Here is a 24,184-nt window from a genome sequence, read left to right on the forward strand (position 1 = left end):
GTTCCGGCTTCACTCCGTCCCCGGCTATTCCCCAACCCGCTTAAGAAACTTCTGTAACCTTGCATCTTTTGGGGCACCGAAAATCTCCGATGGGGAGCCACTTTCCACGATCTTGCCACCATCCATGAAGATGACCCGATCTGCGATTTCACGCGCGAATTGCATCTCATGGGTGACGATCAGCATCGTTTGCTTGCGCTCCGCCACTGCACGCATCAGATCAAGCACCTCCCCTACCCATTCAGGATCAAGCGCCGAAGTTGGCTCGTCAAACAGCATCAGCTCCGCCTCAAGCGCCATGGCGCGGCCAATGCCAACCCGCTGTTGTTGCCCCCCCGACAGGGCGGAAGGAAAGCTATCCCCTTTGTCCGCCAAACCGGTTTCGGCTAGCACCGCCATTGCTCGTTTCTCAGCCTCTTCAACCGGGCGCTTGTGCACCGTCACCAGTGCTTCCATGATGTTCTGCTTGGCAGTTTTATTCGCAAAAAGCGCGTAGTTCTGGAACACCATTGCAGTGCGGCGGCGCAGCGCCAATATATCCGACTTGCGCGCCTTTGCAGCATCAACGGTCACATCACCAATGGTAATCTGCCCCGCCTGCGGCACGTCGAGAAAGTTAAGACAGCGCAGCAGGGTCGATTTGCCCGTTCCCGAAGGGCCGATCACCACGACCCGCTCCCCATCCGCGATCTGCAAGTCGATGCCATCCAACACAGGCGTGCCGCCGAAATGCTTGGTCAGGCCAGAAATATCAATCATCGTACGAACGCCTTGTTCAGATAGGTTTCAAGTCGTTTCTGGCCTTGGCTTAACGCTTCGACGATGACCCAATAGACCATCGCGACAACAAGATAGGCTTCGAAATAAAGAAAGCTGCCTGCCGCCTCTTTCTGCGCGGCACCCATCATCTCGGTCACGCCAAGCGTAAAAGCCAGCGAAGTGCCTTTGACCATATCAATGAAGTAATTCACCAAAGTTGGCGCAGCGATCCGGGCGGCCTGCGGCAAGATGATACGCAACATCATCTGGCCTTGGGTCATGCCGATAGACTGCGCGGCCTCCCATTGACTGCGGTCCACACCCGCAATGGCGGCGCGGATGCTCTCGGCCATATAGGCCGCGAAATGCAGCGTCAGCCCCATGATCGTCGCGGTCACTCCGTCGATCTTGGTTAAGAACGAAAGCGCTTGGGGTAGGCCGTAGTAAAAGAGGAACAGTTGCACCAGCAGCGGCGTACCGCGAAAAAAGCTGATGAAAAGCACTACGAACCAATCGAGCACCGGCACCTTCGCCACCCGCTCTACCGCCAAAAGCGAGGCGAGGATGAGTGCGCACACCATCCCCGCCGCCGCCATTAACAGTGTCAGTGGTACATAGCCCAATATGACGGGCACCAGCCCCAGCATGTAGTCAAGGTCTAGCGCCCGCATGGGTTACTCCGCTTTGGTGATGTCTGTGCCGAACCACTTGTCCGAGATTTCGGCCAGTGTACCGTCTTCGCGCAGCGATTCCAGTGCGGTGTCTACGCGGTCGCGCAGGGCGCGACCTTCGTCGTTGTCTTGGAACGGCAGCGCATTGCGAATCTCAGAGAAAGGCTTGCCAGCAAGTTCCAGCGGCAAGGGGCTTTCCTGAATCAGTTGTGCAGACGAGACGCGGTCCATGACAAATGCATCCACACGGCCAAGCGCGGTATCTTGGGCGATGTTGGATTCGTAAGTCTTGATCTCAATCTCATCAGCGAAATCAAGTTCGTTAAGCAGTTGCTCAAAGTTCGAGCCGAGGTTTACCGCAACGGTTTTGCCGCGCAGATCTTCAACGCTGCCGATCTCTTCGTTGCCCTCTTTGATGACGACCTGCGCGCCGTCAAAAACGTAGGGCGCGGTGAAGGCGAACTTTTCTTCGCGCTCTGGTGTGATGGTGATTTGGTTGGCGATCGTGTCGATGCGCCCTGCATCTAGCGCACCGATCAGACCGGAAAAGGCCATAGTTTCGAACTCAACCTCAAGCCCGGCCTCTTCGCCAACGGCGTTCATCACGTCGACTTCAAACCCCTGAAGCTCGTCGAGTTTCACAAAGGTGAACGGAAAATAGCCGCCCGACATGCCCACGCGGAGCGTTTCATTGTCTTGGGCGAAGGCTGCGGTGCCAGAAACCGCGGCGAGCGCGGTGGCGGTAACGATCTGTTTCAGCATTGAATTTACTCCTGTAACGCTTGAGCATCAGATGTCACCGGGCGCCGCCCGCTTCAACACCGTTGCTGAAACAGGAACGTTTGACGGGCGGGATCGGTTCAGAAGGAATGGAAGCTTTGGCAGTCGGATGCGCGCGGGCCGAATTTCCTGCTGAGGCCTTCTCAGGCAGAAAAGAATTCCCGAAAGGCACGATGGATTCCGCGCCCGCGGAACGGATATGCGCAAATCACATAGCTTTGCACCCCTCAAAGGGCGTCGATATCCAGCCCCTCGGCGGCCCAAGCGGCAAGCTTGCGGTCGACGGTTTTGCGAGAGACGCCCAAACGCCGCGCGGCCTCGGCCCGGTTGCCGCCCGAAAGATCAAGAATGTGCAGCATATGGCGCTGCGTGACCAGTTCGAGATCCTCAATCGCCCTTGGCCCATCGACGGTGCCATGGCCCGCAAAGGCTTCGGGCAGGCTGCCGAGGATGACCGACCGTTCGATCAGATTTCGCAATTCTCGCACATTGCCTGGCCAATCGTAGCGCCGCAGCTTCAGCAATGTCTCTGCATCCAACCGCAGCGCGGACATGCCAAGCGCGGTTGAAAACTGCTGCATGAACATCGCCGCCAGTTCGACAATATCATCCGAGCGATCCTTAAGCGGCGGCATCGCGACTTCGACAACATTCATGCGGTGATAAAGGTCTGCGCGGAAACGCCCCTCCTCCACCGCTTTGGGCAGATCGGCATTTGTGGCGAAAAGGAACCGCAGGTTCAGCGGAATTTCCCGCTCGGCCCCTTCGGGCCGGATGCGCTGATCTTCCAATACCCGCAACAAAGCCGCCTGCAACTGCTCCGGCATCTGCGCCACTTCATCAAGGAACAGCGTGCCGCCATCGGCCAAGAGGAACAGCCCCGGCTGCAGGGTTTCGTTCCCCTCTACCGCACCGAAGAGTTCCGGCACGATCCGATCTGGCGTAATGGCGGCGCAGTTGACTGCAACGAAAGGATGGTCGGCGCGGTCAGACATCTGGTGCAGTTGCCGCGCTGCCAACTCTTTGCCCGTGCCGCTGGCCCCGGTGAAAAGCACCGGCGTCGGGACCGGGGCAAGGCGGCTCAGCATGCCGCGCACCTTTGCCAGCGCTTCGGACTTGCCGAGCATTTGAACCGCAGCGCCGCCATGCAACTCGCGGCGAAGCAGCGTATTGTCGCGGCGCAGGTTCTTGCGGTCCAGCGTGCGGGACACCGCGCCGAGGATTTGGTTCGCCCGAAAAGGTTTCAGCACGAAATCACTGACCCCTGCCCGCAGCGCGGCAATGGCGGTTTCGAGATCGGCATAGGCGGTGATCAGGATCGTATCGGCGTAGAACCCCTTGCGGCGCTGCTCCACCACCCATTCGAGACCGGTTTTGCCGGGCATGACATTGTCCAGAACGACCACATCAAAATGCGCCTCGTCCAAGAGTTTGGTGGCCTCTGCAGGCGACGCGGCCTGTGCCACGCGCTTGACGCGCGGCTCCAAAATCTTGGTGAGGAAATGGCGCATCCCCGGTTCATCGTCGATCACTAGGACCGACGCGCCTTCGAGCGTGCCGCCGTATTCATCGCCTGCCGCCATGATATGCCTCTTCGGTGTCAGTCCAGCCGGACGTTTTCACCTGAATAGACCTCGGCCGACGAAAAGCCCATCTCATGCAGTCCGAAATAGGCCACTACGCCGATCACCGCGACGCCCAGAAACCCTGCCAGCATGGCCTTCATTGCGCGTATCCTTTTACCTGAACGCCGCCCATTATTCTGCGGGGGTCCGTTTGTCATGCTTGACCTCATCGAGCCAGAGCGAATGGTGCTGCTCTGCCCAACGTTCATCAACCTCGCCGTTGCCCATGGCGTCAAAGGCGCCCTCCATACCGAGTGTCCCGATATAGATGTGGCCCAAGATCACTGCCATCATCAGAAAGCCGATGATCGCATGCCAGAGCTGTGCATATTGCATTTCGGCATGCGGGGTCAGATCGTCCTGCAAGGGACCAAGGCCCGCCGCGTCTGCCACGCCGATGTCGTTGATAAGGCCGAAGGTATGGCCAAAAAGCTGGATCTCAAAGGGGAACAACAGCGACAGGCCCGAAAGCGATACAGAGAAGCCCAAGAGGATCACGGCCCAGAAGACAATCTTTTGGCCGAAGTTAAACTTCTTCGCGGGCGGGTGTTTGTCGCCGATGAAACCGCCGCCTTGCTTGATCCAAACCCAGTCAGTCTTGTTCGGGATATTGTGCCAAATCCACATCACAAAGACCATGACGAGCGCGATCATAAAGGCCCATGAGACATTGTTGTGGATGAACTTGGACCCGGTCAGCAGGACCGAGTTGAACTCATGCCCCAAGAGCGGAATGACCACCTTACGGCCAAAGAGCGTGGCCAAGCCTGTCAGGGCAAGCAGGATGAAAGACCCGGCCAGCATCCAATGGGCAAACCGTTCGATCGCTTTGAAGCGAGTGACGGTGCGCCCGACCTTGCCGCCTTCGATGCGGATCCGGCCTCGCAGAAGGTAAAAGAGCAGCAGCACGGCCAGCGTCCCGGCAAGAAGCCAAGCGCCGTAGGTTGCCAGCGGGCCTTGGCGGAATTGCTGCCACCACATCCCGTTGTCCTGTACGAGGACGCGGCCTGTCTTGTTCATCGTGCTCACGCGCACGGGCAATTCGTTATAGCGGATGCCACGCCACAGGTCCGGGTCCGACCGCCCGCCAAGCGGGCCAAGGCTTGGCACCGTTGCGGCGTCGCCCCCCAGATTGTTGCGCCGGAACCCGTCGTCAATCTCGGCCCCGTTTTGGCGGCGTTCGATGTCGGCCAAGTTCTGCGCGCCGCCGGTGTTGGCGCGGTCAATAGCCGAGGGGGTCGCGTTATCGGGCAGGCGCACGTCCTGCGCCGTGGCGCTGACCGGCAGCGCGGCCAAGGCGAGAATGAAAAGAGCCATCAGGTGGCGCAGCATGGGAAATCCCCCGGCTAGACAGATATGGAGAAAAGGGACGGCCCGGTCAGGCCGCCCCGAAAGCCGTTACTGGCCTTTTTGCTCGTAAGCCGTGCCCCAGCCCCAAGCGCCGGAGCCAAAGCCGCGCGCAACGACGCGCTCGCGGTAGATGTCAGAGACCATGTCGCCATCGCCGGCTAGCAGCGCCTTGGTCGAACACATCTCGGCGCAGATCGGCAGTTTGCCTTCCGCGATCCGGTTGCGGCCGTACTTCTGGAATTCGGCTTGGCTGTGGTTTTCCTCGGGGCCCCCGGCGCAGAAGGTGCATTTGTCCATCTTGCCGCGGCTGCCGAAGTTGCCAGCCTGCGGATACTGCGGCGCGCCAAAGGGGCAGGCGTAGAAGCAGTAACCGCAACCAATGCAGAGGTCCTTGGAGTGCAGCACGATGCCGTCGTCGGTCTGATAGAAACAATCCACCGGGCAGACCGCCATACAGGGCGCGTCCGAGCAGTGCATACATGCAACCGAGATCGAGCGTTCGCCCGGCTGGCCGTCTTGAATGGTCACCACGCGGCGGCGGTTGATGCCCCAAGGGACTTCGTGTTCGTTCTTACAAGCCGTTACACATGCGTTGCATTCAATGCAGCGCTCGGCATCGCAGAGAAACTTTGCTCTTGCCATTCTCTTGTCTCCTTACGCTGGCATGATCTTGCAGAGAGTCGCTTTGGTCTCCTGCATTTGCGTGACTGAATCGTAACCGTAGGTTTGAACCGTGTTGGTGCTTTCGCCCAGTACGATCGGGTCGGCCCCGTCGGGGTATTTGCCCCGCAGGCTTTCGCCTTCCATGTGCCCGCCGAAGTGGAAGGGCATGAAGGCCACGCCCTCGCCCACCCGTTCGGTGACCATGGCCATCACCTTGATCTTGCCACCCTCCGGGCCTTCGACCCAAACGTCAGCCCCGTCACGTACGCCCAGATTGTTGGCGTCACGGGTGTTGATCTCGATGAACATGTTCTGCTGCAACTCAGCAAGCCATGGGTTCGACCGGGTCTCGTCCCCGCCGCCCTCATATTCGACCAAGCGGCCAGAGGTGAGGATGATCGGGAATTCCTGCGAGAAGTCGTTCTTTTGGATCGAGGCATAGAGCGTCGGCACCCGCCAGAAGGTCTTGTCGTCATAGGTCGGATAATCCGCCACCAGATCGCGCCGGTTGGAATAGAGGGGCTCGCGGTGTTTTGGCACGGGATCGGGGAAGGTCCAGACCACGCAGCGGGCCTTGGCGTTGCCGAAGGGCGCGCAGCCGTGTTCAATCGCCACCCGCTGGATGCCGCCCGAGAGGTCGGTCTTCCAGTTGATGCCGCCAACTTGGGCCACGTAATCCGAATCCATCTCGCCCTGTTGCGAGGTTTCGCCGACTTCCTCTTGGCCATCGTCCGCATTCTCAGGCGCTTCATAGCCCGCGACGGCTTCGATACTCTGCCGTTCCTCTGCCGTCAGATCACCGTCCCAGCCGAGGTCCATTAGCATTTGCATGGTGAACTCAGGATAGCCGTCCTTGATCTCGGATCCTTTGGAATAGACGCCTTCGGCCAGCAGGTTCTCACCATCACGCTCAACCCCGAAACGGGCGCGGAAAGTCAGGCCGCCTTCGGCGACCGGCAGCGACATATCGTAAAGGTTCGCGGTGCCGGGGTGGTTCATTTCAGGCGTGCCCCAGCAAGGCCACGGCATCCCGTAGTAATCCCCATCTGCCGGGCCGCCGACGGCCCGCAGAGTGGTCTTGTCGAAGGTATGCTGGTTCTGCATGTGCATTTTCATCCGCTCGGGCGACTGCCCGGTATAGCCGATGGTCCACATGCCCTTGTTGAACTCGCGCGTTAGGTCTTCGACCAACGGCTCTTCACCATTCACTTCGATATTGCGGAACATGCGATCTTCAAAGCCGAACTTCTTGGCGAACTTATAAAGGATCGTGTGATCCGGCAGGCTTTCGAACAGCGGCTCGACAACCTTTTCGCGCCACTGAAGCGACCGGTTCGATGCAGTGACAGAGCCGGAAGTTTCGAACTGCGTACAGGCCGGAAGCAGATAGGTATCTTCGGTCCGGTCATGCAGAACTGCGGAGACGGTTGGATAAGGATCGACCACGACCAGCAGGTCCAGCTTCTCCATCGCCGTCTTCATTTCCTTTTGGCGGGTCTGCGAGTTCGGCGCGTGGCCCCACAGCACCATCGCCTTGGTGTTGTCGGGCTGTTCTAGGTTCTCACGGTCCTCAAGCACACCGTCGATCCAACGCGATACCGGAATGCCGGTAAGGTTGATCATTTTCTGCTCTTCGCCTGCGCCATCGGTCCAAGAGGCGAAACGGCTTTGAAGCCATTCCAGTTCTTCATCCCAGACCCGCGCCCAATGCGCCCAAGAACCATCGGACAGGCCATAGTAGCCCGGCAACGTATCGGCAAGAACGCCAAGGTCAGTCGCGCCCTGCACGTTGTCATGGCCACGGAAAATATTGGTGCCGCCGCCGGCGGTGCCCATGTTGCCCAAAGCCAGTTGCAAGATGCAGTAGGCGCGGGTGTTGTTGTTGCCGTTGGTGTGCTGTGTGCCACCCATGCACCAGATCACAGTGCCCGGACGGTTGTTGGCCAAGGTCCGCGCCACGCGCTGAAGCTGCTCGCCCGGTACGCCGGTGACGCGCTCAACCTCATCTGGTGTCCAGTTGGCGACTTCTTTGCGGATCTCATCCATGCCCCAAACACGGGTGCGGATGAATTCTTCGTCTTCCCAACCGTTTTCGAAGATGTGGTAGAGAATGCCCCAAACCAGCGCCACGTCAGAACCGGGACGCATCCGCACATATTCATCGGCATGGGCCGCCGTGCGGGTAAAACGCGGATCACAAACGATCAGCGGCGCGTTGTTCTCTTCTTTCGATTTCAACAAGTGCTGAAGCGACACCGGGTGCGCCTCGGCGGGGTTGCCACCGATGATAAAGATCGCCTTGGATTTATGGATGTCATTGTAGCTGTTGGTCATGGCGCCGTAGCCCCATGTGTTCGCGACCCCTGCCACGGTGGTGGAGTGACAAATCCGCGCTTGGTGGTCGACGTTGTTGGTGCCCCAATAAGCGGCAAACTTGCGGAACAGATAGGCCTGTTCGTTGGAATGCTTTGCCGAGCCGAGCCAGTAGACCGAATCCGGGCCGGAGGTGTCGCGAATGGCGGTCATCTTATCGCCGATCTCATTGATCGCTTGTTCCCAAGAAATCCGCTGCCATTCGCCGCCGACTTTCTTCATCGGGTACTTCAGGCGGCGTTCGCCGTGGGCGTGTTCGCGGACCGACGCGCCTTTGGCACAGTGAGCACCAAGGTTGAACGGGCTGTCCCATCCGGGCTCCTGCCCCAGCCACACACCGTCGGACACTTCCGCGATGACCGTACAACCGACCGAACAATGGGTGCAGACGGATTTCTTGATCTCCATCTTTCCGCTGACGGCGGCAGTGGCGGCAGATGCCTGTTGCACGCTGCCTGCGGTTGCGGCGATGGCAGTCAACCCGCCGATGGCAAGGCCCGAGCCGCGCAGAAATGCGCGACGGTCAATACCGCTGCGCGCCACGTCGGACATGATGCCTGTCCGCTGCGCAGACCGCGCGACCCCATTGGTCTTTTTCCTCAACATATCTTCACTCCCTGTGCGCGGGCTGGTCCCCGCCTGAGGTGGCTATTGAACGGCGGGCGTTTCCCGCCCGGCCAAGTTTAAGAGGCAGCGCCCCTTGGTATCTGATTAGAACCGAGCAGAGGCGTAATAAGCGCGCGTATGCTCGGTATCTTGAATGCGGTCCGACGACAGGTCAGGCGCTTTGGCCGCCTCGGCTTCAGTCCCGGTGGTTGCCACGGCCACGGCGGCCAATGGCGCGGCGGTACCCGCGAACTTCAGGAAATCGCGCCGATCTTTGCGAACGGGTGCTTCGGTGGAACCCTCTGGCTTGCGTGTCATGTTGTCTCTCCTGTTACGTCTCTTGTTCAAGGGCGGGGCGCCCCAGCGGTCTCGTCATGTGTTAATTGTCTTTGCTAAGGCGAAACGCCTCGGCTTCGATTTGCATAAAAGCGCGGCCAATTTTGCCCACGGGGGCGTAGAAGACCGAATTTTTCGCGCCTTCGAGGTCAGCAAAGAAATGCCCGGCCCATGGGGCAATGTGCCGATTAAAGAATGTCTTTTGCTGCGCCAGCGTGGCCGGAGCCGAGAAGCGGCCCGCGATCATTGCGCCCATCATTTCCATCAGTGAGGCGATGTTATCCTCAGGCTCGAACACATTCGGCGCCCGCTCGAGTCCGCGTGCGATCATGTCTTGACGCAAAGCAGCCAGCGGCTTTTCGTTCAGGAAGCCAGTAAGGTAAAAGCTTGCATAGGGCAGCAATTCGCCCCGACCCAGACCGATGAAAAGCCGATTGAACTCGCTCTCTGCCCCCGTCGGTTTGGTTCTGGATGCCAGCCGCGACAAGGCTTTGAACCCCTGCCCCAGATCACTGTCGTCGCCGGAAAGTCCCGCACATTGATCCAGTAGCATCTGATCCGGGGGGCCGGAAAGGATAAGCCCCATGAAGTTATAGAGGTCCGCACGCAGGCGGTCCTCTTCGAGTAGGGGTGTCGCGGCCAATTGGGTCATGCGCTGCTACCTTCTATGTCATCGGCCAGATCGCTGGCAAATTGGAACCGCATCCGGCGGTGGGTCGGCGCGGGTTGCTCGGCCTCTTCCTCGGCATGATCTACAGGTACGCTATAGGTCTGCTGAGGGGCTGTTTGCGCCAGTGCTGTCTCTGTTCGGCGCGGGGCAGGCACAACCACATCATGGGTCGATGCAAAAACGGGCGCATCTTCCGCAACCGCCTCAGGCGCATCGGTCTCAGCCGTCCATATTTCCTCGACCTTGGTCACCATGCCGCGACCCACTTGATAGATCGTATTCACAGGTTTGCCAGCAGTCGCGGCGGCTGTGTAATCGTCGTCGTAGTCATTCAACCCGTCAAGACAGGCAAGCACCGGGTTGGTCCGCCAGAAGCTGCGCAGCGCACGGGTCTTGAGCCGTTGCGGCAGTTGCGCCTTGAGGAAAGCCCGGAGTTGTTCGCCGCTGACCAGATCCTCCGGCGCGGGCAGATCGAACTCGGCCAGCAAATCGTCATCGCTGCGCTCGGCCAATGCCGCTTCTTCGGCCTCTGCCACGCGGGCTTCATGCACACGGACTTCGGCCCTGGCCTCTGCTGCCACGGCGGCACGGCGTTTTTGCCAAAAGCTGCTCATACCAGACGCTTTCGTTTCAATGTAGGCGAGGCGTAGACGTCTGCTGGTTTCTTGACACGCGGATCACCGATGCCGTCTTGCTGGCGGTCTGTTCGCAGGCGGTCACGGCGCCGCTTTACGAACTCCTCCTCTTGGTGAAACTCTTCAACAAACTCTTGCACCCATGCCAGCAAACCGGGCGTCATCGCGATTTTTTCGACCACTTCTTCGGCACTGTCGCAATAATCCTGCGCCTCATAGGGAGAGGCAGTGACCAGCGCCAATTTGAACGGTCTATCGGTCGCGCCAGGAATGGGGCGCATCACCACATAGACGCAGGGCACGTCAGCCCCCAGCCCGTGAACGTAGGCTTCCGTTTCGGCACCGTGTAATTCAATCTGAAGTGTGGCGGCGTGGTATTCGACGATATCGCCCTCGCGGCGCAGCTCGCGCCAAACCGCCTCCCCGGCACCGGGCAGCACAGCGGTCGCTTTCCAGCTCCACTTGGCCCACCGGGTCACACCCGGCGCGCGCCGCAGCACAATACCCAAGGGCATCGTCCGGTACATTTTCGGGTTATGAATCAACTGGCTCCTCCGTTGCTTAGACCTTCGCCCCAAACCCCCTCTAGGGGGAAGCGTAAAACCGCGTGATCCCCTGAAAAACCGGGCTATTCAGACAAGATGACCCGCGACCTTGCGCCGTCAATGATGCTTTGGACGTTTTGTCTAACTTGAGTATTTCACTAGGAATTTGCGGGGTTGGCCGATTTCGAATCACTGCGCCGCGCCGCGCGCTTTACGAACTGCGTCGCCTTGGCGGGTCGTGGCTCTGAGTTGCCCGATTCCGGTTGTGGGCGGTGCCAAATCCCGTCTAGCTTGGGGCCTCAACCGCGCCCTCAGGGGCGGCGGATTGGCGCGCGAAACAAGGGAAAATTCATGGCCAAGACATTGATAACATGCGATTGCGCAGGGTCGCAGCGTATCGATTCCGATGCGCTGGCCGAAAGCACCGGTTTGACGGTCATGCAGCCCTGTTCGGCCCTCTGCACCAGCCAGATCGACCGCGCGGCCAAGGCACTGAACACGGGGGATGCGATTTTATGCTGCACCCAAGAAGAGCGTGTCTTTACCGAATTGGCCGAAGAACTGGGACAGCCCTCTGCCCCCCTCTTGGACCTGCGCGACCGGGCCGGATGGTCAGATGACCCCCGCGATAAACTGCCCAAAATGTCCGCGCTCGCTACAGAGGCGCTGTTAGAGGCGCCCGCCGAGAAAACCATCGATGTTGGATCCGAAGGGCTTTGCCTGATCCTTGGACGTGGACCGGCAGCGTTGGAGGCCGCAGCCCAGCTTAAAGACCACCTCAGCGTAACCCTGCTGATCGAAGACAGCATGACCGAGGCCGACGACAACCTCCCCGAACTGCGCGGCTATGATCTGATCTCTGGCAAGTTGCGCCGCGCCAAAGGAGCGCTTGGCCAATTCGAAGTGGTGATCGACGCATTGCGGCAGGTTGACCCGCGGGGTCGTGGCCCCCTGACGTGGACCGATCCGCGCGACGGCGCACGCAGCCAATGTGACCTGATCCTTGACCTGCGCGGCGACACGCCGCTGTTCCCGGCCCATGAGAAACGCGAAGGCTATCTCCGCGCCGATCCTGCGCATCCGCCCGCTGTCGCCGCCGCCGTACTGGCCGCATCGCATTTGGTCGGCACGTTCGAGCAGCCGCTTTATGTGCGCACCGAGCCATTGCTTTGTGCGCACAGCCGCGCCGGGCAGACAGGTTGTAAGGCCTGTCTCGATCTATGTCCCACCGGGGCGATCACACCGGACGGCGATCATGTGACCGTGGACCCGATGATTTGCGCGGGCTGTGGGGCGTGTTCCTCTGCCTGCCCTTCGGGGGCGATCAGCTATGACGCGCCACCTGTGGATTTCACGATGCGGCGAGTCCAGACCCTTGTGCGCGCCTATCTTGAGGCAGATGGCGAAGCGCCACGTCTTTTGGTGCATGACGACCACGGTGCTGAGATGATCCGCCTTGCCGCGCGTCACGGGCGCGGCTTGCCTGCCGATGTGATCCCCATGCACCTGCCCGCACTCGCGGCCTTTGGTCACGCCGAAGCGCTGGCCGCACTGGCGGCTGGTTTCGCCGATGTCTCCCTACTGCTTGGCCCCAAGGCCGACCGCGATGCAATTGAGACCCAGATCGCCCTCGCCCGTGCCATTGCAGGCGACGCACGGATGACGTTGATCGATACCCCTGATCCGGACGCGCTGACCGATCTGCTTTATGACGGCACAGCCCCCACGCCGGTCGCGCAGCCCGTGCGCCCGATGGGCAGCCGCCGCCAGATTGCCCGGCAGGCTGCCCGCGCGTTGCAACCAGAAGCCCAAGTTCTACCCTTGCCCCAAGGTGCACCTTATGGAGCGGTGCTGGTGGACAAAGGTGCCTGCACGCTGTGTTTGTCTTGTGTCTCGCTCTGCCCGTCGGGTGCGCTTGGCGATAACCCTGATTTGCCCCAGCTGCGCTTTCAGGAGGACGCCTGCCTGCAATGCGGTCTGTGCGAGCACATCTGCCCCGAAGACGCCATAAGCCTCACGCCGCAGCTTGATCTGACCGATGCCGCATTGAGCCAACGGGTGCTGAACGAAGAAGAGCCATTTCCTTGTGTCGAATGCGGCACTCTCTTTGGGGTAAAATCCACTGTCGAGAAGATCACCGACAAGCTGCGCAGCCATTCGATGTTTGCCGATGACGCAAAACTGCGGATGATCCAGATGTGCGATGACTGCCGGATCAATGCGCAATATCATAGCACCAACAACCCGATGACGGGCAATGAGCGCCCGCGCACCCGCACCACCGACGATTACCTCTCCAAACGGCGCGACCACTAGGTCGCCGCCCCCAGAAAAAGGAGCCTCCCATGAGCGAAGACTTCAACATGTCGATGCGCAAGTTTCTCAAACAGGTCGGCGTGACCTCGCAGCAGGCCATCGAAAAGGCCATGCGCGAAGGTGACACCAGCGGTAAAACATTCCCGGTTAAGGCCGTGATCTCCATCCCCGAGCTTGGGCTGGAGCATGAAATCGACGGCACCATCGCCGGCGCGGATAAGGGCGAGGCATAAGCGACGTGACAGCCAGCAGGGAAGCGGTTCTAACCGCCTTGAAGACCGTGACGGATCCGGCCACGGGGACTGACATCGTGGCCAGTGGCGTGATGCGTGCACTGAATGTGGACGACGCGGGCGCGGTACGTTTCGTGATGGAAATCCCTCCCGCCCAAGCCAAAGCCTATGAGGAAGCCAAAGCGCTAGCCGAAGCAGCACTGGCGCAGGTCGACGGAGTCTCAAAAGTTTCCATCGTGCTGACTGGGCATAGTGAGAAAGCCCCGCCGCCCGACCTCAAGCCGCAGCGTAAACCGGAGCCAACCGGCCCGCAGAAGATTCCCGGCGTCGACCGGATCATCGCCGTCGCCTCGGGAAAAGGCGGCGTCGGAAAATCCACCGTATCGGCAAACCTCGCCTGCGCGCTCGCCGCGCAAGGCCGCCGCGTTGGTCTGCTGGATGCCGATGTCTACGGCCCTAGCCAGCCTCGTATGCTCGGCGTATCGGGCCGCCCCGCCTCGCCCGATGGCAAGACCATCCTGCCGATGCGCAACCACGGCGTCACCATGATGTCGATTGGCCTGATGACCAACGAAGATCAAGCCGTCGTCTGGCGTGGTCCGATGCTTATGGGCGCCTTGCAACAGATGATGACGCAGGTGCAATGGGGTGCGCTTGACGTACTGATCGTGGACCTGCCACCAGGCACCGGCGACGTGCAGATGACATTGGCGCAAAAGGCCCATGTGGACGGGGCGGTAATCGTCTCTACACCGCAGGATGTGGCTCTGATCGACGCCCGCAAGGGGATCGATATGTTTAATCAACTCAAGGTGCCAATCCTTGGGATGATCGAAAACATGTCGACCCATATCTGCACCAAATGCGGTCACGAAGAACATGTCTTTGGCCACGGCGGTGTCGCGTCTGAGGCCGAAAAATGGGGCGTGCCGCTCTTGGCCGAAGTGCCGCTTGATTTGCAAATCCGGCTTGCGTCGGATGGCGGCGCGCCGATTACGGTCAGTCAACCGGACAGCAAACAAGCCGCGGCTTTCCACGCGATTGCGAAACAGTTGATCGACGCCGGCGCAGCATGAGCGAAGGGCTTTCATTCCCTCCTTTGATGTCGGGCGAGGCTGTGACCGATGACGCCCTCCGTGCCGCCTGCACGCGCGCCGCACGCGGCTGCGATGCAGGTCTCATAACGTACCGGTTGGACGGGGCCGAGATGCAGGGTGCATTGGTCTTTGCGCCCGAAGTGCCATTGGCGGAGGCGGTGGCCATGCTCCCGCTTTGCGGGGTCGGATTTCAGAACGCCCTCGGCGCACTGTCCCCGCCCGAGGTGGCTGTGCAGTTGGAATGGGGCGGCGGCATTCGCCTTAATGGCGCCGCCTGCGGAGCTTTCCGCATGTTCGCATCAACCACCGATCCCGACGCTATCCCCGACTGGCTTATCGTGGGCTTCACTCTACCGCTCTACCCGGCCGAAGACCCTGACATGGACAAAACAGGCCTCAATCCAGATCAAACCGCGCTTTTTGCCGAAGGCTGCGCAGAGGTTCAGCCGCCTGCCCTGATCGAATCTTGGGCCCGGCATACGCTGCATTGGATCAACCGCTGGGAAGACCTTGGTCCTTTGAGCCTCCATAGTGAATGGCGCGGGTTGGTCTTTGACATCGATCGCGAAGTATCGTTTCGGGGCGAGACTGGCAGTTTCATCGGTGTCGACGAATATTTCGGTATGCTACTGCGCGATGGGGACACCACGCATCTGATCCCGCTGACAACCTTATTGGAGCCTGCCCCATGACCCTAAAACTCGCCCGTGCGATCCACTTCGACGAAAGCGACCGCAACGTCTTTGCTTCCCCGGCTCGAACCGGTGAATGGTGCATCTCTGGCGGCTTCGAGTTTTCGGACTGGACCGAAGGAGATCTGACCGGCAAGGCACGTCAGGCGTTTGCAAACGGATGGCTGGGACTGGAGACCTTTGGTCGGGTCACGTTCGTCGCGATAACTCAGATCGAAGAGACCGAGATCACCACGCTCACGGATATGCTCGCACAGCACTTCGTAACCTACTACGGCGCACCCTCAGTCGAAGCCGCGCGGCCTGTGGCAGCGGAAGAACTCGCGCAGATGGTTGAACTGTGCGCCGACCACGCGCCGAACTGCTTGCTGACAGTGGCGCGCGAACTGACAGAAGCAGGCGTGCGCGAAAGCTTTCGGATGATCCAACCGCAAGACGCGGGACTAGAGCAGTTTGCAATCCACGGCGATCTGCCCGAATAGACCACCCGCGCCGCAATACGGCGCGGGTGGTCTCTAACTCAGGTCATTCCGCCGTTTTTGCGTTGAACACGAACAGCGTTTCACCATTGATCTTGTAATCGTTGATCAAAGCCTTCGCGCGATCAGAGATCAGCCATTCTTCCAGCTTCAAGGCCAAATCATTCTTCACGTGGGCGTGCATCTCAGGGTTCACTGGCAGATAGGCGTATTGGTTGAATAGCACCGGATCGCCTGCGTACAGCAGCGCCAGATCGCCCTTGTTGCCAAAGTTCAGCCAGCTTGCCCGGTCTGACATTACATAGGCAGGCATCCCCGACGCGGTATTAAGCGCCGCGCCCATACCTGCGCCGACAGCGTTATACCAATCACCAAACTGAACCGGATCTAGCCCTGCTTCGGCCCAAAGCGACAGTTCCTTTTTATGCGTGCCGCTATCGTCCCCGCGGCTAACGAAGTTTGAGCCCGCGTCAGCAATTGCCGCAAGCGCTGCGGTGGCCGCATCGGACCCGGCAATTGCCGCCGGATCAGCCTTGGGCCCGATGAAGACGAAATCATTATACATAATCTCAGTCCGGTGGCTGCCAAACCCGCCCGCAACGAAAGCCTCTTCTGCCTTGCGCGAATGTACGAGGATCGCATCGACATCCCCCGCTTCGCCAAGCTTGAGCGCTTGGCCAGTACCCACGACCAGCAACTGCACTTCAAGATCAAGATCTGCCGCGATCTCTGGCAGTAGCACGTCAGCTAGTCCGGAATTGTTGAACGACGTGGTGACAGCCATCTTCATCACATCCGCGGCCTGCGCCGCGCTGCCGATGGCCAATGCCGAAATGGCGCCCATAATCCAATGTTTCATTCTACGATATCTCCTCTTAGAAATGCCTGAGCCTCCTCGGTCTCAGGTTGGTTGAAAAACGTATCTGCTGGCCCTGCTTCATGCAGTCGCCCGCCAAGCAGGAATAAGACGTCATCGGCCAAGCGCCGTGCTTGGCCAAGATCGTGGGTCGAAAGGATAAGCCGGGTACCTTGTGATTTCGCAGCCTGTAAAATCGCTTCGATCTCACGCGTGGCGCGCCCGTCCAACGCGGCACAAGGTTCATCAAGAAACAACAGTGTCGGCTGGCAAATCAATGCCCGCGCGAGCGCCAGTTTTTGCTGTTCGCCGCCTGACAGCACTGGAGCGGCGCGGCCCAAAAGTGGCTCTAATCCGACGCGCGTGGCCCATTCCTCTGCCATCTGACGCGCCCTTACTTTGCCGACACCGCGCAGGCGTAGCGGGTAGGTAAGGTTTTCCAAAACGGTACGCCGCAACATCACCGGGCGCTGGAAGACGAATGCCTGATGATGTCGTGCCTCTTCCGTCGGGCAAGCCCAATCAATCTGCCCGGCTGAAAGCCGTGCGGTGCCGTGCAACAGCTGCAACAGAGTGGTCTTGCCCGCCCCATTCGGCCCGATCACAACCGTGGCGCCCTGTCCCCCTAGCGTCAAATCTATTGGCCCAACCAAGCGCTGCCCGCGCCTGCGGCTCTCGATTGCGATAGCTTGCATCGGGAAGAGCTGCATCACCACCGCCCCTCTCGTTCAGTTCGGCCCAACCAATGGATCGCTAAGTTTACCGCAACTGCGAGCCCAATCAGCACGAAACCAAGTGCTAAGGCCAAGGCAAATTCGCCCTTACCCGTCTCTAGCGCGATGGCAGTCGTCAGTACCCGCGTCGCGTGATCGATATTGCCCCCGACAATCATGATCGCCCCCACTTCACCGATCGCCCGACCAAAGCCCGCGAGGGCGGCAGTCAACAAAGCGCGGCGCGAGTCCCACAGTAGGGTCTGTATTTTCTGCCCCTGCGTGACGTTCATTGAAATGAGCAGGTCGTGATACTCCTCCCAAAGGTCTCGGATCGACTGATGTGCTATCGAGGCGATAAGCGGCACGATGATGATAACCTGCGCGATAATCATAGCCGTCGGTGTGAACAACAAACCCATAACGCCAAGCGGCCCTGAGCGAGAGAGCACCACATAGACGATTAGCCCAACCACCACCGGGGGCAGCCCCATCAACGCGTTCAGCACCGCTATGACCAACCGCCGCGCCCGAAACCGCTTAACCGCGACCAAGGCCGCCAGTGGGAGAGCAATTAGGCAGGCAACCAGCAAAGCGGACAAGGTCACACGCAGCGATCGGCCTGCAATTTCCAGCAGCTCAGCGTCAAGTGTGAAGACGAGCCAGAAAGCTTGAGCAATGCCACTCCAAATATCGACCATCGCGCGCTGGCCTCCCCCGCAATGAGGCATAGCCCCTCTTCGCGCACCCTGTCAGGAGTATTCTTGGGAAGCTAGACCCGGAAGTTCTGAAATTTGAGCATGAGACAAGCTGTCCAAAGAATTACGACGTCTAATATGGCTGCGGGTCAGGATGACCAGCTGTGATTCTGCTGATCTACGAGATGCGGCTCTAAGTAAGCGTAAGTTGGGCTCTCTCGAATTGTTCCGTTCCTCGAGCAAGGATAAATACTTCTCATGCACAAAAGATTCAGCAAAATCAAATACCTGCCACATCGATCCTTCTCGGCTTCGCTTGCTTAACGCGGTTATTGTTGCCTGTCGCCATACGGATTACGCAAGAATCTGTTGCAAGCGATACTTCAATGGCTTTAAGTAACGGAAACAAAAGCGCTACCGAATAATAGCGTTACTGAGAGCGAGGGCAGATGTGACGGATATAGTACACATCAATACACGGATCCGTCGGAATGCGGAAACGCTTTCCGAGGCGTTGGAAAGTCACATGCTAAAGGTCTTTGCGCCCGACGCACGCAAAGAGCTGCGCCGCTTTTCCGCGGGTGAAGCTGCTGAATTGCTTGGAATTTCCACTAGTTTCCTTCGCAAGCTGCATTTTGATGATAAGATTGTTGAGGTGCAAACCAGCCCCGGTGGGCGTCGGCACTATAGTGCGGATGATTTGCTCAATATCCGACGAACGTTGGAGGCCACGGCTAAATCCCGAGGTGCCTATCAGCGTGGCCGCCGTGAAGGTGATAAGCTGCAAGTATTGTCGTTTCTGAACTTCAAAGGCGGCAGCGGGAAGACGACGAGTGCGATCCACGCAGCGCAGCGTTTGGCTCTTAAAGGGTACCGTGTCCTCTGCGTCGATATCGACCCTCAAGCGTCTCTGACAACACTGTTCGGCTATCGGCCAGAGTATGATTTTCTGAATTCCGGCACGATCTACGATGCTATTCAGTATGACGATCCGGTGCCTTTGGCCGACGTGATTCAGAAGACTTATTTCACCGGTATTGATCTGGCTCCCGGTGGGCTGATGCTTCAGGAATTCGAACACGAAACGCCCCAAGCACTGCTAAACAACACGCAACCTGCTTTTTTTGCGCGCCTTGCTACCTCACTGCAAGACGTTGAGCAGGACTATGACGTGGTCATCTTCGATTGCCCACCGCAATTGGGGTATCTGACCATGTCGGCACTCTGCGCCTCTACAGGCGTCTTGATCACTGTTGTACCCAATATGCTTGATGTCGCATCGATGTCGCAGTTTCTCCAGATGAGTGCGGATTTGCTCGATGTCGTCTCTAACGCGGGTGCAAGCATGGAATTTGATTTTCTACGCTTCTTGATCAACCGCTATGAGCCGAATGACGGGCCGCAACAGCAGGTTCTATCGTTCCTACGTCAGCTCTTCGACGAAGAAGTCATGGTGGCGCCAATGTTGAAATCTACTGCAATTTCCGACGCAGGCCTAACCCACCAGACAATCTATGAAGTAGACCGGTCCCAATTTCACCGCACGACATACGATCGCGCGGTAGATTCCCTTAATCTTGTCAATGATGAAATCGAAACCATGATCCAGAAAGCATGGGGGCGCTAATGGCACGTAAAGGCATTTTGTCTTCTGGCCCAGATAGCAATCAGAAGGCTGATACTAGACCCAAGTCTCCTGCTATAGAGCCTACACAATCGAATACGAAGGCACGCTTGATGCCTCGCGGTGCTGTTGGGGCGCTTCAATCGTCCTTGAACCGGATGCAGGAGAATGCAGTCCAAGAGTTGGATGGATCCCTGATCGATATGGCCGGGGTCGAGGACCGGCTAGGGACTGATATACAGGCTCAAAAGCAGCTTTTGGACAGCCTCAAAACTTACGGGCAACAGGTGCCCGTTCTTGTCCGGCCTCATCCCAAAACCGCTGGTCGTTTTGAAATCGTGTATGGGCGCCGGCGATTGCAGGCGTTGAAATCTCTGGGTTTGCCCGTGAAGGCGATGGTGCGTCAGCTTGATGACCACGCGCTTGTCATGGCTCAGGGTCAGGAGAACACCGCGCGCCAAGACCTGTCTTTCATTGAAAAGGCAAGCTTCGCGGCGCAGCTGGACACAGGCGGACATGAACGGCAAACAATCGCAGATGCCCTGTCAATTGACCTGCCTATGGTCAGTCGGATGCTTAAGGTTGGTCATGCTTTTGACCTGCCCTTCTTGCGGCAAGTGGGATCAGCGCCTTCAATTGGCCGTGACCGCTGGATGGCGCTGGTCAAACTTTTTGCCTTACCGGAGGCAAGGACGCGCGCCACTACCCGTTTGGAACACTCCGATTGGGGCGGGTTAACATCTGATGAGCGGTTTGAGGCGATCTTTGCCGAAGCTGCGACCCAGCCACAAAAGAAATCCACCCCCCCTGCCCTGTCGGCCAAGCCACGCACCTTGCGGAACCGTGACGGCAAGGCATTGGCGGATATCCGCAGCGGCAAACGGGGCGTTACCGTCACCGTGCCCTCGCGGGCGGCTGAGGGGTTCGATACATGGCTCGATGCCCACGCAGAAGAGCTTATGCGAGAGATTCACGACCGCTGGCAGAAGACCCGCGCGTGAGACATTGAGGAAGTAGCAACAGGAGGCACATCAGGACCACAAAAGAAAAGCCCCCCAGGATAAATCCCGGAAGGCCCTTCTCAAACTTTGCACCTTCGAGATAGCCCCAAAGATTTATCGATGTCAACTCTACCCGATGGGATAGGGCCGGTATTTTGTTGTCTTTCGTGATTTTTACATGGAAAACACGTTCCGAACTGCGTTCGGGCGGCCCGAAAAGGCTACCCAACTGTCATGCGAGGGGCCGGATAAATGGGCACTGCTTGACCGGCTGACAATTGCGGCCGATCGTTTTGAGTTGTCTCACCGTACCCTCACCGTATTGAAAGCCTTGCTTACATTTCTGCCGCGCCGGGATATTCCCGATGGCGCTGCGGGTATTGTCTTTGCGTCCAACGCTCGGCTTTCTGAACGGTTGCATGGGATGCCTGAGAGCACGTTAAGGCGTCATCTTGCTCAACTCGTGCGGCTTGGCCTAATTGCGCGGCAGGACAGCCCCAACCGGAAGCGTTTCGCCCGGAATAGAGGCGGGGCGATTGCCCTCGCTTTTGGCTTTGACCTCTCCCCGCTTGTGATCCAAGCCGAAATGATTGAGCTGGCGGCACGAGAGACTGAGGCTGAACATGAGAGGCTTCTGGCTTTGCGTGACAGAATTTTAGTCCTAAGGCACGCTCTGATCCGTCAAGGTGGCGCAGATGGGATTACGGAGGAAGTCGGCCGGGTATTACGGCGCAAGCCCGATGAAGCGGCGCTAACTTCGGTAGAGATCGCATTGCAAGAAGCGCTTCAAAATAATGCCGATGACGAAGCGGCCATCGGTTGTGAACCAGCCCCCCCTGCCCTATCGACACCGCAAATGATCGCCAATGACAGCCAAAATGAGCGGCACATACAGGATTCAATTAAACCCTATTTTGACTCTGAAGAGCACGACCCAGTGCAAGCCCATCAAACGCATACGGCTGACAATGAGGAAACGAAGATCGCTAAGAACAAGGGAGTTACATTGGCTGAGGTAATGGTTGCCTGCACTGAAGTCCGGAGCTTTTTCCCTGAGGCTTTACGCAATTGGGCAGACCTTGTACGCATCGGAGATCAGATTGCTCCGATGCTGGGGATTGACCCGCCCGTCCTAAATGAGGCAAAACGAGATATGGGCGCTGAAAGCGCTGCGGTGACAGTTCTCTGCCTGTTGGAGAAGGCCGCGACGATCAGAAGTCCTGGTGCCTATTTGCGGCGACTGACACAAATGGCCCGAAATGGAACATTTTCCCTTGTTCCAATGCTATCAGCGCTGAAAAACCGACGCGATTGTCAGCTGACAATCTGAAAAATGGTTTTATATCATGTGGTTAAGCTAACCTACGGCCGACAATGCGGGATTTTGGCGTAGTTCTCTAGGAGAATCCAGCCCTTATACTTCACCATCGAAGGATCCGCAGCTAAGTTGCTCAGAGTTTCTCGGGATAGCCCATGACCTCCGTTCGCCTGCGCTTGCTGATTCTTGCTCTGACGCCGCTCATCGTGTTGATGCCCCTGCTGCTTATCTTGGGTATGTCGCGCTGGACGGCGGATTACGACAAAGTGCTCATCGCGAATGTCGAAAGCGAGCTGAAGATCGCAAGCCAATACCTCTCGCGGTTACTTGGGCGGACGGGGAATGAATTGGATGCCGTTGCAAGATCAGTCGAATTTAGCCGCTGGTTGAACCGCCCCGGTGCAGACCAAGTCGCGTTTTTTACAGACACCCGCGAACGGCTAGGTTTGGATTTCTTGGAGTTTCTTCCAATGGAAACAGCGGTAGAAGCCGGGGAAAATTGGCCAGTGATCGCGCAGGCCACGCGTGGGATCAGCGGCGCAGAGATTGACGTATTCAGCAATGCACGGCTGGCAACTTTGGAAGACGCTTTGGCGGTTCGCGCCAAAGTACCCCTAATCGACACACCGGCAGCCGAGCCCACAAATCGCGAGATTGAGGATCGCGGAATGGTGGTTCACGCAGCAAGCCCGGTTAATCTGTCCGGTACGCAGGGCGTATTGGTGGGTGGGATGCTCTTAAACCGCAACCTCGATTTCATCGATACCATTAACGATCTTGTTTACCTCAATGCCGTGACCGGGGGGGACCGACAGGGCACCGCCACGCTTTTCCTCGATGATCTACGTATCTCTACCAACGTGCGCCTTTTCGAGGATGTGCGCGCCCTTGGCACCCGTGTTTCGGCAGAGGTGCGCGAGGCCGTTTTGATCGACGGGCGGACGTGGCTTGATCGCGCGTTTGTGGTGAACGATTGGTATATCTCTGGCTACCAGCCCATCACTGACAGTTTCGGGGAGCGGGTAGGGATGCTCTATGTGGGCTTTCTTGAAGCGCCCTTTGCGCAGGCGAAGCGCGAGGCTTTCTGGTGGATGCTGGCGGCCTTCTTTGCCGTGCTGGCCCTCTCGGCGCCGGTGTTCCTGTGGCTGGCGCGGGGAATCTTTTCGCCGCTTGAACGGATGACAAAGGTCATGCATCGCGTCGGCAAGGGAGAGCTTTCGGCGCGGATCGGGCCGGTGCCCGCGCGAGACGAGATCGGCGCCGTGGCGCATCACCTAGATTGGTTGCTGGAGCAGGTCCAAGAACGCGACCGGCAGTTGCGCAGTTGGAATGATGAGTTGAACCAGCGGGTGGATCAGCGCACCGCCGAGCTGCGCGAGGCGAACGAGAAGTTGGAGCAGACATTCCGGCAGTTGGTGATGAGCGAGAAGCTCGCCTCCATCGGGGAGATCACCGCCGGGGTCGCCCATGAGATCAACAACCCGGTTGCGGTGATCATGGGCAATGTCGATGTCATCCGTCAAATCTTGGGCCATGATGCCGAGCCGGTGGCGACGGAACTGGCGTTGATCGACCGGCAGGTGTCGCGGATTGAGGTGATCGTCGGCAAGCTGCTAAAGTTCGCAGCCCCGTCCGAATTTTCTGACTGTGAACATAATATCGCCTTGCGACCCTTGGTGCAGGACTGCCTCGTGCTCGTCGATCACCTTATCAGCCGGGGCGGGATTGAGGTGCATTGCGACTTTGAAGAGGTACCGCCGGTGCGGGCGGACTCGGGCGAGATACAGCAGGTCGTGGTGAACCTCGTGGTCAACGCCGTGCAGGCAATGCAGGGGGCTGGGCGGTTGGAGTTGTATCTGGCACCTGCGGATCGCGACGGCGTGGCGCTTTCGGTTCATGACAGCGGGCCCGGGGTGCCGGAAGCGTTGCTGCCCTCGCTCTTTGATCCATTCTTTACCACCAAACCGGGGGAGGGGACGGGCTTGGGCCTGTCGATTTCTCAGACGCTGATTCAGCGGGCTGGGGGGATCATCACGGTCCGCAATCGGGCCGAGGGGGGCGCGGCTTTTACCGTCTGGCTGCCGCAGGCTTCGGAGGACGGGGTGGAGCCCTGAGCGCAGCATAGCGCTCAGGGGGGAGGGGCT

The 24,184-nt window shown here is 58.7% G+C and carries 24 protein-coding genes; 9 read left to right on the plus strand and 15 right to left on the minus strand.

Annotated features, from left to right (window positions below):
- Positions 1 to 24 precede the first annotated feature (24 nt).
- From BM229_RS16465 to BM229_RS16515, 12 genes are all read right to left on the minus strand, one after another.
- A complete protein-coding gene (locus BM229_RS16465) occupies positions 25 to 759 on the minus strand; it encodes an amino acid ABC transporter ATP-binding protein (RefSeq protein WP_093928735.1) in 735 nt (244 codons plus the stop codon).
- The gene (locus BM229_RS16470; RefSeq protein ID WP_093928736.1) at positions 756 to 1,430 is read right to left on the minus strand and encodes an amino acid ABC transporter permease; all 675 of its coding nucleotides are present in this window, start codon (positions 1,428 to 1,430) and stop codon (positions 756 to 758) included. Before BM229_RS16470 ends, BM229_RS16465 begins: the two co-directional genes overlap by 4 nt.
- A 3-nt stretch (positions 1,431 to 1,433) precedes the next feature.
- Positions 1,434 to 2,192 carry an amino acid ABC transporter substrate-binding protein gene (locus BM229_RS16475; RefSeq protein WP_093928737.1) on the minus strand — a complete coding sequence of 253 codons (759 nt, stop codon included), beginning with the start codon at positions 2,190 to 2,192 and terminating at the stop codon, positions 1,434 to 1,436.
- Positions 2,193 to 2,437: 245 nt separating this feature from the next.
- On the minus strand, positions 2,438 to 3,793 hold the full coding sequence (locus tag BM229_RS16480; RefSeq protein ID WP_093928738.1) for a sigma-54-dependent transcriptional regulator: 1,356 nt from the start codon (positions 3,791 to 3,793) through the stop codon (positions 2,438 to 2,440).
- Positions 3,794 to 3,810: 17 nt separating this feature from the next.
- Positions 3,811 to 3,936 (minus strand): hypothetical protein, encoded by a 126-nt coding sequence (locus BM229_RS18455; protein WP_269343110.1) that lies wholly within the window; start codon positions 3,934 to 3,936, stop codon positions 3,811 to 3,813.
- A gap of 31 nt (positions 3,937 to 3,967) precedes the next feature.
- Positions 3,968 to 5,167, minus strand: a complete 1,200-nt coding sequence (locus BM229_RS16485; RefSeq protein ID WP_093928739.1) for a formate dehydrogenase subunit gamma — start codon at positions 5,165 to 5,167, stop codon at positions 3,968 to 3,970.
- A gap of 66 nt (positions 5,168 to 5,233) precedes the next feature.
- Positions 5,234 to 5,827 carry a formate dehydrogenase FDH3 subunit beta gene (gene fdh3B, locus BM229_RS16490; protein WP_067266580.1) on the minus strand — a complete coding sequence of 198 codons (594 nt, stop codon included), beginning with the start codon at positions 5,825 to 5,827 and terminating at the stop codon, positions 5,234 to 5,236.
- A gap of 12 nt (positions 5,828 to 5,839) precedes the next feature.
- Entirely contained in the window at positions 5,840 to 8,827 is a 2,988-nt protein-coding gene (locus BM229_RS16495; protein WP_093928740.1) for a formate dehydrogenase subunit alpha, read from the minus strand.
- A 105-nt stretch (positions 8,828 to 8,932) separates the two neighbouring features.
- Positions 8,933 to 9,145, minus strand: a complete 213-nt coding sequence (locus BM229_RS16500; protein WP_093928741.1) for a twin-arginine translocation pathway signal protein — start codon at positions 9,143 to 9,145, stop codon at positions 8,933 to 8,935.
- A gap of 61 nt (positions 9,146 to 9,206) precedes the next feature.
- Positions 9,207 to 9,815, minus strand: coding sequence for a TorD/DmsD family molecular chaperone (locus tag BM229_RS16505; RefSeq protein WP_093928742.1), 609 nt, complete (start codon positions 9,813 to 9,815; stop codon positions 9,207 to 9,209).
- A complete protein-coding gene (locus BM229_RS16510; protein ID WP_093928743.1) occupies positions 9,812 to 10,447 on the minus strand; it encodes a DUF3306 domain-containing protein in 636 nt (211 codons plus the stop codon). The genes BM229_RS16505 and BM229_RS16510 overlap by 4 nt, the downstream gene beginning before the upstream one ends.
- Positions 10,444 to 10,983 carry a DUF3305 domain-containing protein gene (locus tag BM229_RS16515; RefSeq protein ID WP_093928842.1) on the minus strand — a complete coding sequence of 180 codons (540 nt, stop codon included), beginning with the start codon at positions 10,981 to 10,983 and terminating at the stop codon, positions 10,444 to 10,446. Before BM229_RS16515 ends, BM229_RS16510 begins: the two co-directional genes overlap by 4 nt.
- A 381-nt stretch (positions 10,984 to 11,364) precedes the next feature.
- Here BM229_RS16515 and BM229_RS16520 point away from each other — a divergent pair, with 381 nt between their 5' ends.
- The 5 genes from BM229_RS16520 to BM229_RS16540 are packed head-to-tail and all read left to right on the plus strand — an operon-like array spanning position 11,365 to position 15,833.
- Entirely contained in the window at positions 11,365 to 13,329 is a 1,965-nt protein-coding gene (locus BM229_RS16520; protein WP_093928744.1) for a 4Fe-4S binding protein, read from the plus strand.
- 29 nt (positions 13,330 to 13,358) lie between these two features.
- Positions 13,359 to 13,562, plus strand: coding sequence for a DUF6494 family protein (locus BM229_RS16525; protein ID WP_093928745.1), 204 nt, complete (start codon positions 13,359 to 13,361; stop codon positions 13,560 to 13,562).
- 5 nt (positions 13,563 to 13,567) lie between these two features.
- Positions 13,568 to 14,638 carry an Mrp/NBP35 family ATP-binding protein gene (locus tag BM229_RS16530; protein ID WP_093928746.1) on the plus strand — a complete coding sequence of 357 codons (1,071 nt, stop codon included), beginning with the start codon at positions 13,568 to 13,570 and terminating at the stop codon, positions 14,636 to 14,638.
- Entirely contained in the window at positions 14,635 to 15,351 is a 717-nt protein-coding gene (locus BM229_RS16535; protein ID WP_167360283.1) for a biotin/lipoate--protein ligase family protein, read from the plus strand. The genes BM229_RS16530 and BM229_RS16535 overlap by 4 nt, the downstream gene beginning before the upstream one ends.
- The gene (locus tag BM229_RS16540) at positions 15,348 to 15,833 is read left to right on the plus strand and encodes a DUF6505 family protein (RefSeq protein WP_093928748.1); all 486 of its coding nucleotides are present in this window, start codon (positions 15,348 to 15,350) and stop codon (positions 15,831 to 15,833) included. The genes BM229_RS16535 and BM229_RS16540 overlap by 4 nt, the downstream gene beginning before the upstream one ends.
- A gap of 43 nt (positions 15,834 to 15,876) precedes the next feature.
- On the opposite strand, the gene BM229_RS16545 is transcribed toward BM229_RS16540, so the two are convergent.
- Genes BM229_RS16545 through BM229_RS16555 form a run of 3 tightly spaced genes read right to left on the minus strand, consistent with a single transcriptional unit; the run spans position 15,877 to position 18,100 of the window.
- Positions 15,877 to 16,689 (minus strand): ABC transporter substrate-binding protein, encoded by an 813-nt coding sequence (locus tag BM229_RS16545; RefSeq protein ID WP_093928749.1) that lies wholly within the window; start codon positions 16,687 to 16,689, stop codon positions 15,877 to 15,879.
- Positions 16,686 to 17,381 (minus strand): ATP-binding cassette domain-containing protein, encoded by a 696-nt coding sequence (locus BM229_RS16550; protein ID WP_244152249.1) that lies wholly within the window; start codon positions 17,379 to 17,381, stop codon positions 16,686 to 16,688. Before BM229_RS16550 ends, BM229_RS16545 begins: the two co-directional genes overlap by 4 nt.
- 14 nt (positions 17,382 to 17,395) lie before the next feature.
- A complete protein-coding gene (locus BM229_RS16555) occupies positions 17,396 to 18,100 on the minus strand; it encodes an ABC transporter permease (protein ID WP_093928751.1) in 705 nt (234 codons plus the stop codon).
- Between the two features lie 448 nt (positions 18,101 to 18,548).
- Between BM229_RS16555 and repA the strand changes: the two genes are divergently transcribed.
- The 4 genes from repA to BM229_RS16575 all read left to right on the plus strand — a co-directional run bounded on the left by repA (position 18,549) and on the right by BM229_RS16575 (position 24,154).
- Entirely contained in the window at positions 18,549 to 19,724 is a 1,176-nt protein-coding gene (gene repA, locus BM229_RS16560) for a plasmid partitioning protein RepA (protein WP_093928752.1), read from the plus strand.
- Positions 19,724 to 20,722 (plus strand): plasmid partitioning protein RepB, encoded by a 999-nt coding sequence (repB, locus tag BM229_RS16565; RefSeq protein ID WP_093928843.1) that lies wholly within the window; start codon positions 19,724 to 19,726, stop codon positions 20,720 to 20,722. The genes repA and repB overlap by 1 nt, the downstream gene beginning before the upstream one ends.
- Before the next feature lie 178 nt (positions 20,723 to 20,900).
- Complete coding sequence (gene repC / locus BM229_RS16570) at positions 20,901 to 22,052, plus strand: plasmid replication protein RepC (protein WP_093928753.1); 1,152 nt, start codon at positions 20,901 to 20,903, stop codon at positions 22,050 to 22,052.
- A gap of 143 nt (positions 22,053 to 22,195) precedes the next feature.
- Complete coding sequence (locus tag BM229_RS16575) at positions 22,196 to 24,154, plus strand: sensor histidine kinase (RefSeq protein WP_093928754.1); 1,959 nt, start codon at positions 22,196 to 22,198, stop codon at positions 24,152 to 24,154.
- The last annotated feature ends 30 nt before the right edge of the window (positions 24,155 to 24,184 follow it).

It is taken from the genome of Sulfitobacter dubius (assembly GCF_900113435.1).
Lineage (GTDB): Bacteria > Pseudomonadota > Alphaproteobacteria > Rhodobacterales > Rhodobacteraceae > Sulfitobacter > Sulfitobacter dubius.